The organism is Flavobacterium glycines, assembly GCF_900100165.1.
In the GTDB taxonomy this organism is placed as follows: domain Bacteria; phylum Bacteroidota; class Bacteroidia; order Flavobacteriales; family Flavobacteriaceae; genus Flavobacterium; species Flavobacterium glycines.
This window is the reverse complement of the sequence record NZ_FNEO01000002.1, coordinates 202,101-214,774: the sequence shown is the minus strand read 5'-3', so window position 1 is coordinate 214,774 and position 12,674 is coordinate 202,101. Positions and strand designations below refer to the sequence as shown.

Annotated in this window: 10 protein-coding genes; 8 read left to right on the top strand and 2 right to left on the bottom strand. The window is 34.6% G+C overall.

All coding sequences use genetic code 11. The annotated features are described in order from the left end of the window. Nucleotides 1-16: 16 nt before the first annotated feature. Entirely contained in the window at nucleotides 17-313 is a 297-nt protein-coding gene (locus tag BLR17_RS09340) for an antibiotic biosynthesis monooxygenase family protein (RefSeq protein ID WP_066329742.1), read from the bottom strand. Between the two features lie 466 nt (nucleotides 314-779). Here BLR17_RS09340 and BLR17_RS09335 point away from each other — a divergent pair, with 466 nt between their 5' ends. From BLR17_RS09335 to BLR17_RS09325, 3 genes are all read left to right on the top strand, one after another. Then, entirely contained in the window at nucleotides 780-2,825 is a 2,046-nt protein-coding gene (locus tag BLR17_RS09335) for a glycoside hydrolase family 3 protein (protein ID WP_066329744.1), read from the top strand. A 210-nt stretch (nucleotides 2,826-3,035) separates the two neighbouring features. Continuing rightward, entirely contained in the window at nucleotides 3,036-4,160 is a 1,125-nt protein-coding gene (locus BLR17_RS09330) for a formylglycine-generating enzyme family protein (protein ID WP_245683131.1), read from the top strand. 395 nt (nucleotides 4,161-4,555) lie between these two features. Then, on the top strand, nucleotides 4,556-6,325 hold the full coding sequence (locus BLR17_RS09325; RefSeq protein WP_066329745.1) for a sulfatase family protein: 1,770 nt from the start codon (nucleotides 4,556-4,558) through the stop codon (nucleotides 6,323-6,325). 260 nt (nucleotides 6,326-6,585) lie between these two features. Here the strand turns inward: BLR17_RS09325 and BLR17_RS09320 are convergent, their stop codons facing one another. Beyond that, nucleotides 6,586-7,473, bottom strand: a complete 888-nt coding sequence (locus BLR17_RS09320) for a helix-turn-helix domain-containing protein (protein WP_066329747.1) — start codon at nucleotides 7,471-7,473, stop codon at nucleotides 6,586-6,588. A 156-nt stretch (nucleotides 7,474-7,629) separates the two neighbouring features. On the opposite strand from BLR17_RS09320, the gene pcaH reads away from it, so the two are divergent. The 5 genes from pcaH (at nucleotide 7,630) to BLR17_RS09295 (ending at nucleotide 12,647) form a co-directional block, all read left to right on the top strand. Further along, nucleotides 7,630-8,337, top strand: coding sequence for a protocatechuate 3,4-dioxygenase subunit beta (gene pcaH / locus BLR17_RS09315; RefSeq protein ID WP_066329748.1), 708 nt, complete (start codon nucleotides 7,630-7,632; stop codon nucleotides 8,335-8,337). A 6-nt stretch (nucleotides 8,338-8,343) separates the two neighbouring features. Beyond that, nucleotides 8,344-8,880, top strand: coding sequence for a peptidase associated/transthyretin-like domain-containing protein (locus BLR17_RS09310; protein ID WP_066329749.1), 537 nt, complete (start codon nucleotides 8,344-8,346; stop codon nucleotides 8,878-8,880). Between the two features lie 110 nt (nucleotides 8,881-8,990). Then, entirely contained in the window at nucleotides 8,991-10,316 is a 1,326-nt protein-coding gene (pcaB, locus tag BLR17_RS09305) for a 3-carboxy-cis,cis-muconate cycloisomerase (RefSeq protein ID WP_066329751.1), read from the top strand. Between the two features lie 20 nt (nucleotides 10,317-10,336). Beyond that, a complete protein-coding gene (gene pcaDC, locus BLR17_RS09300) occupies nucleotides 10,337-11,464 on the top strand; it encodes a bifunctional 3-oxoadipate enol-lactonase/4-carboxymuconolactone decarboxylase PcaDC (RefSeq protein ID WP_066329752.1) in 1,128 nt (375 codons plus the stop codon). 4 nt (nucleotides 11,465-11,468) lie between these two features. Next, entirely contained in the window at nucleotides 11,469-12,647 is a 1,179-nt protein-coding gene (locus BLR17_RS09295) for a 4-hydroxybenzoate 3-monooxygenase (protein WP_066329753.1), read from the top strand. The last annotated feature ends 27 nt before the right edge of the window (nucleotides 12,648-12,674 follow it).

Here is a 12,674-nt window from a genome sequence, read left to right as displayed (position 1 = left end):
TTTAGTGCTATGTAATTTATATTTTAGTGATAATTTCAAAGTGTTCAGCAACAGGAGGATTTTGAAAATGAGGAGATAGTAGCGCTCGCCATTGAACAAATAAATCAGATTCTCTAAACCCGATAGTGTGATCTTCAAGTGTTTCCCAATGTATTAAAACCACAAATTTTGTTGGTGTTTCGATACAATGCTGGCATTCCAGTCCAAGAAATCCTTTAGACTTTGAAACCACTAATTTTGCCTCTTGAAAAGCAGCTGTAAAAGCAGTTTGTGATTGCTCTTTGATGTCAAAAGTTGCTATTTCTAAAATCATGTTTGTAGAATAAGGTTAAAATGAATTTATATACTAATTAATTGTTTGATTTTTTACGTATTTGGTAATTAATCAATTTTATTTTTACAAAATTCACAAAAAAAGAAATACAAAAACAATCATTAAAACGACAGAATTAATCAAAATCAATCATTTTAAGTGTTTAAAACATGGTTTGTATGCTTGTAGTATTCAATATTGTAACTTGATGAGAGGGAATTAATACAATTAGCTGTTTGTTTTTTATTCTTTAAAAATCAATTTATTTTTAAAGCTTGGTTGGAATTAGCCTTCAATGGATTTATTTAAAAATGCTTATTCTTGATTTTGAATAGTAAGAGAATGTTTTTGATTAACGAGTATTTATTGCTTGGTCTATTTTTACCAAGTAATACTATGTGATTTTAGAAAGTGAATTCCATATATTGTTGAGTTAATAGAGGATTAAGGTAATTATAGACAGAAAATGAAAAACAGCATAAGTTTATATAAAATGATTTTGTTAGGGTTAACTACGGTAGTTAGCCTGTCTTCATGTGTTGCAACTAAAAACAAAGGAGGAAAAAATAGTCAAGCTGAATTGGGTTATCGTTCTGTAAAACTTATCGAAACAGATGGGTATCAGTTTAAGGATCTTAACAAAAACAATACATTAGATATTTATGAAGATTGGCGTTTGTCTCATGAAGTAAGAGCTAAGGATTTGGTTTCTAAAATGAGTTTAGAACAAAAGGCAGGTTTTATGCTTATCAGTACGACGCGTTTAGAAAATGACTGGTCTTTTGGTAAACCGGAGAATTCGGAACCTATAACTAGTGGTTTCAACGAAAAGGATTTGGTCAGTACGACCAATATGTTTACCCGAAAAGATTTAGACTACCCAATTATGTCAGCGGCTGGAACGACTAAAGATGTAAAGGAGTTTCACAAAAGACATTTTATTCTAAGAGCAAATCCTAGTCCGAAAATTTTAGCGGAATGGGCAAATAATTTACAGGCTTTATGCGAAAGTGATGGTCTGGGAATTCCGGGTTTAATAGCTTCTAATACGCGCAATCATATTTCCACAGATGTAGCCATAGGTCTAAATGTTTCCGAAACGCCTTTTACGACATTTCCAGGAGAGCTAGGGCTGGCAGCCATGAGAGACATGCCGTTAGTGAGAAAGTTTGCTAATATTTGCAGGCAGGAATGGCTTGCCGCCGGAATTAGAAAAGGCTATATGTATATGGCTGATTTGGCTACTGAACCTCGTTGGCAACGGGTAGAAGGTACTTTTGGAGAGGATTCAAAATTAGCAGCCGATATGATTAGCGAGGTGATTTTCGGGTTTCAGGGAAAGAAAGTAAATCCCAATTCGATAGCATTAACAACAAAGCATTTTCCGGGAGGAGGAGCAACTGAAGGCGGGCAAGATCCTCATTTTGAATGGGGTAAAAGAGAGGTTTTTCAAGGAGGAATGTTTGAAAATAATCTCATGCCATTCAAAGCCGCCATTGCAGCAGGTACATCATCCATTATGCCTTATTATTCCTATCCTGTAAATACCGAATATGAAGAGGTGTCTTATGCTTATAATAAAAGAATCTTGCAAGAAGTTTTGCGTAAACGATTAGGGTTTAAAGGAATTATTAATTCAGATACAGGACCTATTGAAATGATGCCTTGGGGAGTTGAAAAATTGACTATTGTAGAAAGGTATAAAAAAGCCTTAGAAGCAGGTGTGAATCTTTTTTCAGGTACAGCAGATCCTGGTAAACTAATAGAAACTCTAAAAAAGTATCCTGAATTAACCGCTTTAATGGATGAGTCGGTTTATAAATTATTACTGGAGAAATTGGATTTGGGTTTATTCGAAAATCCCTATGTCAACGTTGAAGCGGCAACCCAAATTATAGGTAATGCCACGTTTAAAGAAACAGCAGATCTTGCGATGAGAAAGTCTATTGTGTTGCTAAGAAATGAGGAAAATATCCTTCCGGTTAAACCTAAAGTAAAAGTTTATTTTGAGGTTTATTCGCCAAATAAAGGTAATACGCCTTCTACTGTTTTTAAAACAGCTAAAAACACTTGGGATGTAGAATTTGTAAGTACCCCGGATAAAGCTGATGTGGTATTGCTTTGGCTGATACCAAAAGGAAAATCGATGTTTGCTTCTGATGGCTCTCCTCTGCATGTGAATTTAGCGAATAATGGCATAGATGTAAAGTATGTAAATCAGATTGCTTCTAAGCCTACTATTTTGGTTGTAAATTATACAAACCCATGGGCAATTGATGAAATTTATAAAGGTGATTCAGGAAACATAAAAGCCGTAATGGCCACTTTTGGAACAACGCCCGAAGCAGTTTTGGATATTGTTACTGGGAAATTTAAACCAACAGGGAAAATGCCGTTTTCCACCCCTGTTACCGATGAAGCAGCGCAGAATCAAAAACCAGATGTTCCTGGATATTTAGAGGCTAAAGGATATGAGTTTTTTAAATTTGGAGAAGGTATGACTGGCTATTAATTTAATCTAAAAGATAATAGGTCTTTTAATCTCTTTTAGGTTTAATTCCTCGAAGCTCTGCTTCGATTTTTTTGCCACAGATTCACAGATTAAAAAAAAGAGTTCAAAAAATCTCTGAATCTACGGTTATTATTTAGCTAATACCTCTAGAGGGCTTCCCCGAGGTAGTTTATTTTAAATTTGTTAATTGTAAATTAAAAAAATATAATGATGATTAAAAACAAAAAAATATGGAGCATTTCTGTAGTGGTCATTTTTGCAATTGGTCTTGCGTATCTTTTTTCAGTTGCATCAAAAGAAAGAGTTGTTGAGGGATCGAATAAAGTTATTGATAGTGATGTTAATCCAACATATAAACCTACAATTGAGAATAAAAATAATAAACCCAAACAAGCGCCTATGGGTATGGTATGGATTCCGGGAGGAGAATTTTCAATGGGAAGTAACTTTGATAGTGAGAGTTTATGTAGTATCAAAGGAATAACTAATGATGCCAGACCCATTCACAGGGTTTATGTGGATGGTTTTTGGATGGATAAAACCGAGGTAAGTAATAAAGCGTTTGCCAAGTTTGTAAAAGCTACAGGCTATGTAACAGTTGCTGAAAGAAAACCACTCCCAGAAGAGTTACCGGGAGTTTCCTTAGATAAATTAATTGCTGGATCAGCCGTTTTTACACCGACTTCTAATAAAGTGGATTTAAATAATTATTTGGCATGGTGGCAATATGTAGGGGGAGCTGATTGGAGACATCCCACAGGTCCTGATAGTAATATAATTGGAAAGGATAATTATCCTGTTGTACAGATTGTCTATGAAGATGCGGTTGCTTATGCTAAATGGGCAGATAAACGATTGCCTACAGAAGCAGAATGGGAGTTTGCTGCCAGAGGTGGGAAGACAGGGGCTTCGTATGCTTGGGGAAATGTTTTCAAACCAAATGGAAAATTTCAGACCAATATTTATCAGGGAGAATTTCCGGTAGACAAAGGGGATACTGGAGAAGACGGTTTTGTAGGATTGGCTCCTGTGGCTCAGTATGAGCCTAATGGCTATGGATTGTATGATATGGCAGGTAATGTATGGGAATTAATAAATGATTGGTATAGTGAGGATTATTATCAGGTTTTAGCAAAATCTGGTAAAGTTACCAGAAATCCACAAGGACCGGAATCCAGTAATTATTCTGCTGAACCTAACGCATTGACAAAAGTTCACAGGGGAGGATCATTTTTATGTACAGATGAATATTGCTCAAGATATTTAGTGGGTTCTCGAGGTCATGGAGAAATAAGGTCATCGGCAAACCATATTGGTTTTCGATGTGTTAAATAGTTTTTTTAATCTCTTTTAGGTTTAATTCCTCGAGGCTCTGTTTCGATTTTTTTACGACAGATTCGGAGATTAAAAAAAGAGTTCAGAAAAATCTGTGAATCTACGGTTATTATTTAACTAATATCTCTGGGGTTCTGCCTCGAGGTAGTTTATTATAAAATTTTAAAGTGATTTCGAGTAAATATGGGGTAATGAAAATAAAAGGATGTCTTATAGTTATCTTAATCTTTATGGATACTGAAGAAAATATTTAATAATGAGAAAGAAAGAATTAAGTTTAAATCCTTTAAAGGATCAACAACTGCTTATTAATGAAAAACCTTTTGTAGGTAATGAAAACAAAATACAAGAAAGTCAATTCTAAAAAATAATTTCAGTTTTTAAAAAAAATAATAATGTTCAAAATAAAAATTATGACAAATAAAATTAGAAAATTTATTAAATTAAATCAATACTTGATGTTATCATTTATTCTGATTTTTTCGGGATGCAATTCAACACTCAAAGGACAAAATGAAAAGAAAAACCAACCCAATATTATATGGATTACAATCGAGGATTTGTCTCCTGAGTTTCTCGGATTCTATGGTAATAAATTGGTTCAAACTCCAAATTTAGATGCGTTGAGAGCCGAAAGTGTAAAGTACATGAATGTTCATACTGTAGCAGGAGTTTGTTCAGTAAGTCGTTCTGCGATTATTACAGGAATGTATCCTACATCCATTGGTACTCAGAATCATAGTATATTAACATGGCACAAAAATATACCATCAAAAATTGAAGGACTGCTGCCGATTTATTCAGCTGTAATCCCACCGAATGTGAAATGTTTTACAGAATATTTAAGAATGAACGGATACTATTGTGCAAATAATGAAAAAGAAGATTATCAATTTGTTCCCCCAGTAACTGCATGGGATGAGAGCAGTGCGGCAGCTACTTATCAAAACCGGAAAGAAGGTCAGCCTTTTTTCTCTATATTTAATTTTGGAATTACACATGAAAGTCAGTTGTTTATGAGAGAAGGTAAACCACTTACAGTTTTTCCAGACAATGTTATAGTTCCAACTATATTTCAAAATACGCCAACGGTTCATAAGGATTTAGCTAGATTACTAACTAATGTTGAAATTGTAGACAAGCAGATTGGGGAATTAATTAAACGTTTAAAAGAAGATGGTGTTTATGATAGCAGTTATATCTTTTTTTACAGCGATCATGGTGGGGCTATGCCTTGGTATAAGAGAGAAATTACCGAAAGAGGTACTCATATTCCTATGCTTGTAAAATTTCCAAAAGGGGATAGAGCAGGAACCGTAAATAATGAGCTTATTAGTGAAATTGATTTTGCCCCAACTGTTCTTTCGCTGGCTTCAATTGAACCACCTAGTTATTTGCAGGGACAATGTTTTCTCGGAAAGTATAAAAGTAGAACACCTCGAAAATATGTCTTTGCAACTCGTGATAGGATGGATGGTAAATATGATAGGGTTAGATCGGTAAGAAATGCAGATTATCAATACATTTATAATTATTTCCCTGATCGTACATATTATCAAGATATTGAGTTTAGGAAAAAAATAGCAACTTTGAACGAAATGTTAGAATTAAGAGATCAAGGAAAACTTGACCCAATACCCATGAGTTGGTTTAATAAAAAGCCTGTAGAGGAATTTTATAGGATTTCTGATGACCCGTATCAACTTAATAATTTAATTAACGATAGAGATCTCCAAGGTATGATTAATGAATTTAGGGAATCTTTACAGGATTGGGATAAAAAATATCCTGATTTGGGTAAAATGCAAGAATTGGATATGATTAAGCAGATGTGGAGTGGTGCTGATGAACGTCCACATACGGCAATTCCTAAGGTAGTTAAAACCAAAAGTGGTTTTAATATTAGTTGTGCAACTGATGGGGCTTCAATTGGTTATAAAATATTGAAAAAAGGAGAAAACGATAATCCTATTGAACGTATCGTTAATTCATGGTGTATTTTTACTACTGTTGGTGAAATAAAGAATGGACAATCTATTAAGGTGTCCAGTCCATGGAAAGTTTATACGAACAATTTAATACAACTCGAAGCAGGAGATAAACTACTTGTGAATGCACACAGAATAGGATATGATCCAGCTATTATAGTCTATGATGCAAATTAATTATAGTAATAAACAATTTTAACCTGTTATAAAAATATTTTATGATTTATGATGTTAGGTATAATTAAATTACTTCATTGTTTATTTTCAAAAGTTGAAAAAATAAACTCAGTTTTATTTTTATAAATAAATCTTAACACATTATAATAATTTTTCTTTACACTTATTGTTTATAGCTAAAAGAACATGCCTAGTTTTAGTTTCATCTAAAAATTAGGCATGTTTTTTTATAGTTAATACCTGCTAGTAATTATTGGTCTTTAAACATTTCGAATAGTACTGCTTCTGAACTGATTAGGAGAAAAACCGGTTTGCTTTTTGAATAATCTCGAAAAGTAGGCTGGATCTTTAAAATTTAATAAATAGGAGATTTCAGAAATGGAATAAGAGGTATAAACCAGGTATTTCTTGGCCTCGGTAATAGCATAATCATGCACTACCTGTAAAGCCGATTTTTGTACTAAAGATTGGCAAATTCTATTGAGATGCACCGGAGTGATTCTTAAATCATTGGCATACTCTTTAATGAGTTTAGATTCGGGTAATGTTTTTTTAATCAGTTTTTGAAAATTATGAAAATAAGTAAGTGTTCTGTTGTTAGCGGTTTCTTTTTCATTTTCAAAAGTATTCAGATTATGTAATCCAACAAAAAACAATTGAAATAAGGATTGCAAACAGAGCTGTTTATAGGTGTTGTTTTCTGTAATTTCTTTTACGATTTTGTTTTTTAAGTACAGTAAGTCATTTAAGGCGTCTTGGTTTTCCAGATTAAAACTGTACTGTTTGGCCTTGTTTAATTCTAAGAGTATCAGAGGGCTGTTTGTAAAAATGGTTTCCATGAATTGTTCTGAAATGGTAAGCACTTCTCCGGTTATATCTGATTGGAATTCAAATCCATGGAAAGTATTTGAAGGGATTAACAGGAAGCAGGGAGCCTTCAGTATTATTTTATTATTGTCCTGAATCAGTATTCCTTCGCCGGATGAGATGATGAAAATTTGAAATAAATCGGTATGTAAATGTTCGTTGATTTCCCAATTGTATAATTTACTTCTGGTAGCCAATAATTCATGGTGTACAAAATCGCTCAACTCATGCTGGGCATTGTCACCATACAGTCCTTTGTAGTTTAGGAGATTTTTTTTCATTTTATTTTTTGATTCAACAATAATACTCGTTTTTTTATAATTAAAAAATAAAAATGTTTGTTTTGTGCAAGAATGCGTGTTTTTAATCCAAGATTAAAACAATTTGCTCCGATACTTTTGTAATAGAAGATTTTGATTAATTATAAAAGCAAGCTTATGAGTGATATTATTGAAACTCCATTAGATATTGAAGTGCATCCTCCGAAATTATATGCTGAATATACTTCTACTATTTTGCGTGCTCCAAGCAAGCCGATGATTCTTTTAAAGAAATCACTAACAGAGCGAACAGCACCATTATTTCAAGATTTTAATTTGGGCGCTTTAGATCATGATTTAACTAAGAATTCGATAAAAAATGGAGAACCTTTAGGAGAGCGTATTGTGGTTCATGGAACGGTTAGAAACGAGAAAGGCGAACCCATTCCCAATACCATTTTAGAAATATGGCAAGCTAATGCTGCTGGTCGTTATGTGCATAAAGTAGATCAGCATGATGCTCCTTTAGATCCTAATTTTTTAGGAACAGGACGTTGTATGACGGATGCTCAGGGAAATTATAAATTTTACACTATAAAGCCAGGTGCGTACCCTTGGGGAAATCATCACAATGCCTGGCGACCAAATCACATTCACTTTTCATTATTTGGAAACCAAATTGTAAGCCGATTAGTGACTCAAATGTATTTTCCCGGAGATCCTTTGTTAGAATATGACCCTATTTATAAAGCGGTGAAAGCTAAAGGCCGAGAGCTGTTGATATCCAAATTTGATTTAGATATCACCGAACCTAATTTTGCTTTAGGCTATCGTTTTGATATTGTATTGAGAGGAAATCAGGCAACACCATTTGAAAACAGATAAGAAATTATGAGTACTAAAATGTTACAAACACCGTCACAAACTGTAGGTCCTTATTTTGCTTACGGTCTTACATCGAAACAATATGGCTATGATTTTGAAAATTTGGCAACAAATGTTTTGGAAAATATACCCCAGGGAAAAGAAATAATTACGATTAAAGGGAAAGTTTTTGACGGAGAAAATAATTCGATTCCGGATGCTATGATTGAGTTGTGGCAAAATGACGGAGAAAATAAATTCTTTGGTCGATTTGGTACAGGTACGGAAACTGAAAATCATTTTGTTTTTCAAACTATAAAACCAAAATCGGTTGAAGGTCAGGCTCCTTATGTGAGTTTAATTGTTTTCATGCGCGGACAATTAATTCATTCGTACACCCGCATTTATTTTTCGGATGAAGAAATTTTGAATCAACAGGATGCAGTTTTAAATGCTGTTCCCGAAGAAAGAAGAAATACCATCATTGCACAAAAAAAAGGATCCGTTTACGAGTTTAATATTTACATGCAGGGCGAAAACGAAACGGTGTTCTTCGAAGTATAAATAATTATTTGAGTTACTAAGATTCTAAGCTACTAAGTGGCTAAAGAGTTAAAACTAAAAAAAAAATCTTAGAAACTCAGCCTCTCAGAAACTTAAAAACTAAAAAAAACATGAGTTTATATACCCAATTGTTTTATTCGAAAGAAGTAAATGCGATGTTTTCCGATTCGGAATCCATCAGTAAAATGTTGCGTGTAGAAGCAGCATTAGCCCGGGCTCAGGCAAATAAAGATTTGTTTGCTAAAGAGATAGCTGATGTTATTTCAACTAATTGTAATGTAACTGAAATTGATATAGAACAGCTTAAAAATGCTATTCCGTTAGGCGGAAATGCTGCCATTCCGTTGGTAAAACAATTGACAAAAATTGTTGCTAGGAAAGATGCAGAAGCAGCAAAATATGTTCATATGGGAGCTACCAGTCAGGATATTGTAGATACGGCTTTGGTATTGCAAATTCAGGAATTCATTGCCTGGGCAAATACTAAAATAGATGTTTTAGAGAAACAATTAATTGCTTTAACTCAACAACATCAAGAAACAATTATGATTGGGCGTACGCTTTTACAGCACGCTAAGCCTACCACTTTTGCTTGTAAAACGGCGGGTTGGTTATCAGCTATTACAAGAAGTAAACAACGATTACTTGCTGTTCAAAAAAGAGTTTTAGTAGTACAGTTAGGAGGAGCTGTTGGAAATGGAAATGTTGCTATTGCGACTGAAATACAAAATGAATTTGCTGAATTATTGGGGTTGAAACCTTCGTTTAGCTGGCATTCCAACCGTGATAATTTAGCTGAATTTGCAAGTGTTCTGAGCATATTGGGCGGTAGTATTGGTAAAATTGCCAAAGATGTTTCGCTGCTAATGCAAACAGAGGTTGCAGAAGTTTTTGAAGGAGCTGCCGAAGGAAAAGGTGGTTCGAGTACTATGCCACACAAACGCAATCCGGTAAGTTGCGCCGCTATTTTAGCCAATACCAATAGATTGCCTCATTTGGCTGCGACAATACTTTCGGCAATGCCACAAGAGCACGAACGTTCGGTAGGATTATGGCATTCTGAATGGGAAGTTTTGGTTGAAATCATGCAATTAACTGCAGGTTCTATTGAAAAAAGTATCAGTTTAATTGAAGGATTGGAAGTAGACGAAAACCGAATGCTGGAAAATTTAGAATTGACCAACGGCTTGATTTATGCTGAAAATTTAAGTTTGGCTTTAGCCCGAAAAATAGGCAAAGCCTCAGCTCATGAATTAATTGAAAAAGCCTGTAAGATTGCCATTCAGGAAAAGAAACATTTAAAGGAAGTTGTTCTGGAAATGAACATTGAAGTCGATGATTTAGATAATTTACTCGACACTAAAAATTCCATTGGTTTGAGTTTAGAATTGGTAAATCAGGTTTTAAAAGAATACGAAATTGTTCGTTTTAAATAATCAGCTGTTTTATAAAAATAATGAAGACAAATTATAAAATATCAGGAACTCCCAACAGTCCGGTTTTAGTTTTTTCTAATTCTTTAGGTGCTGATAACAGTATGTGGGATGAACTTATTCCTTTTTTGCTGCCTTATTTTCAGGTTTTGCAATACGATAGCCGCGGTCATGGAGGAAGCGAAATTACCACAGAACCTTACACCATTGCATTGTTAGGGCAGGATGTGATTGATTTATTGGATGAATTGAAAATTGAAAAAGCTTATTTCTGCGGACTTTCGATGGGAGGTTTGATTGGACAGTGGTTAGGGATTCATCATCCGGATCGATTTTCGAAAATAATAATAGCCAATACAGCGGCAAAAATTGGTGACGCTGAAGCCTGGAATTCCCGCATTGAAATTATCAATAAATCAGGATTAGAAGCCATTGTTGCTGCCACTATGGAACGATGGTTTACAAAAGGCTTTCATGCCAAGAATCCAAAACGTGTTTCCGAAACTAAGGCAATGTTTTTAAATACTGATGTTTTGGGATATGCTAATTGCTGTGCCGCCGTTAGAGATGCCGATTTTAGAGCGGATTTACATAAAATTACTTCTAAAATCCTTGTGATTACGGGTGATGAAGATACAGTGACTAATATTGAACACGCAGAGTTTTTAGTAAAACAAATTCCTGATGCGACGCTGAGTATTCTTCCTGCCCGACATTTATCGGCTACGGAATTACCGGAGCAATTTGCTTTGCTTTTGATTCAGTTTATTGTTGGAGAAACGACTTTCGACAAAGGAATGCACGTCAGAAGAACCGTTTTAGGGGATGCGCATGTTGACAGAGCCACTAATAATATCAACGAATTTAATGGTGAATTTCAAAATTTCATTTCGAATTATGCCTGGGGTGAAATCTGGACCAGACCAGGATTGTCCAAACACAATCGAAGCCTGATTACCATTGCGATGTTGATTGCTTTGAATCGAAAAGCAGAATTACAAATGCATATCAGAGCGGCTTTTAACAATGGCGTTACAAAAAATGAAATTAAGGAAGTAATCATGCAATCGGGCTTGTATTGCGGATTGCCGGCTGCTAATGATGCTATTCATACAGCGGAAGAAGTATTTAAAGATTTAAAAATTAGTTAGAGAGATGAAAAATTTAGAGACTCAGGTAGGAATTATAGGTGCGGGTCCATCGGGACTTACATTGGCATTGATGCTTGAAAAACAAGGAATAAAGTCAATAATTATTGAAAATCGCTCTCGTGATTATGTTGAAAATCGTGTTCGCGCAGGACTTTTGGAACACAATACAGTAGAAGTTTTTGATAGTTTAGGTGTTTCCGAAAGATTGCATAAAGAAGGATTGGTGCATCATGGATGCTACATTAATTTTAATGGGGTGAGCCAGCATATCGATTTTGAAAAACATACCAAAAGACAGGTAACTATTTACGCTCAACAGGAAGTGGTAAAGGATTTAATTCAATCTTGTGAAGAACGTGGAATTCCTGTTTTGTTTGAAGCTGATGCGACTGAAATTGAGGGAGTAGAAACCAAAAAACCGATTATTCATTTTACACAAAATGGCGAAAAGAAAAGCATCAGCTGTGATTTTGTAGGTGGTTGTGATGGTTTTCACGGTATTGCTCGTAAAACTCTACCAAAGGATTCCTATAAAGAATACAAAATTGAATATCCTTTTAGTTGGCTGGGTATTTTGGCTCATGCGGCTCCAACTTATGATGAACTGATTTACGCCTATCACAAAGAGGGTTTTGCATTGGCCAGTTTGCGTTCTCCGGTAGTTTCCCGTTTGTATTTACAGGTTGATAATAATGATGCTGTAGAAAATTGGTCGGATGAGAAGATTTGGGATCAACTGGAAAAACGTTTGGGAATTGCATTAAATCGTGGTGATATTTTCGAAAAAAGCATTACGCCAATGCGCAGTTTTATGATTGATAATATGCAGTTTGGCCGCCTGTTTTTAGCTGGAGATTCAGCTCATATTGTACCGCCTACAGGTGCTAAAGGATTGAATCAGGCTATTGCCGATATTAATAATTTGGCGAAAGCATTAATCTCATTTTACCAAACAGGGAATGAAGATAATTTGAATAATTATACCCAAAAATGTTTAGCGAGAGTTTGGCGTTCACTGGATTTTTCAAACTTCATGACCTATTTGTGCCACAAACAATCAGAAGAAGGAACTTTTGAAAGCAGGCTTCAAAAATCAAAATTTGATTATTTGAGAATGTCCGAAGCCTATCAGAAAACCGTTGCCGAAAATTATGTGGGAATGCCATTTGAAGCTTTTGAATAGAAAAATAAATGTAATCGTTGAGTTTGA

What these genes read in the sequence shown, in the direction of transcription:
- pcaB (WP_066329751.1), top strand. Translation starts at nt 8,991, where the DNA reads ATGAGTTTATATACCCAATTGTTTTATTCGAAAGAAGTAAATGCGATG.
- BLR17_RS09330 (WP_245683131.1), top strand. Translation starts at nt 3,036, where the DNA reads ATGATTAAAAACAAAAAAATATGGAGCATTTCTGTAGTGGTCATTTTT.
- BLR17_RS09310 (WP_066329749.1), top strand. Translation starts at nt 8,344, where the DNA reads ATGAGTACTAAAATGTTACAAACACCGTCACAAACTGTAGGTCCTTAT.
- BLR17_RS09320 (WP_066329747.1), bottom strand. Translation starts at nt 7,473, where the DNA reads ATGAAAAAAAATCTCCTAAACTACAAAGGACTGTATGGTGACAATGCC.
- BLR17_RS09295 (WP_066329753.1), top strand. Translation starts at nt 11,469, where the DNA reads ATGAAAAATTTAGAGACTCAGGTAGGAATTATAGGTGCGGGTCCATCG.
- BLR17_RS09340 (WP_066329742.1), bottom strand. Translation starts at nt 313, where the DNA reads ATGATTTTAGAAATAGCAACTTTTGACATCAAAGAGCAATCACAAACT.
- pcaDC (WP_066329752.1), top strand. Translation starts at nt 10,337, where the DNA reads ATGAAGACAAATTATAAAATATCAGGAACTCCCAACAGTCCGGTTTTA.
- BLR17_RS09335 (WP_066329744.1), top strand. Translation starts at nt 780, where the DNA reads ATGAAAAACAGCATAAGTTTATATAAAATGATTTTGTTAGGGTTAACT.
- pcaH (WP_066329748.1), top strand. Translation starts at nt 7,630, where the DNA reads ATGAGTGATATTATTGAAACTCCATTAGATATTGAAGTGCATCCTCCG.
- BLR17_RS09325 (WP_066329745.1), top strand. Translation starts at nt 4,556, where the DNA reads ATGTTCAAAATAAAAATTATGACAAATAAAATTAGAAAATTTATTAAA.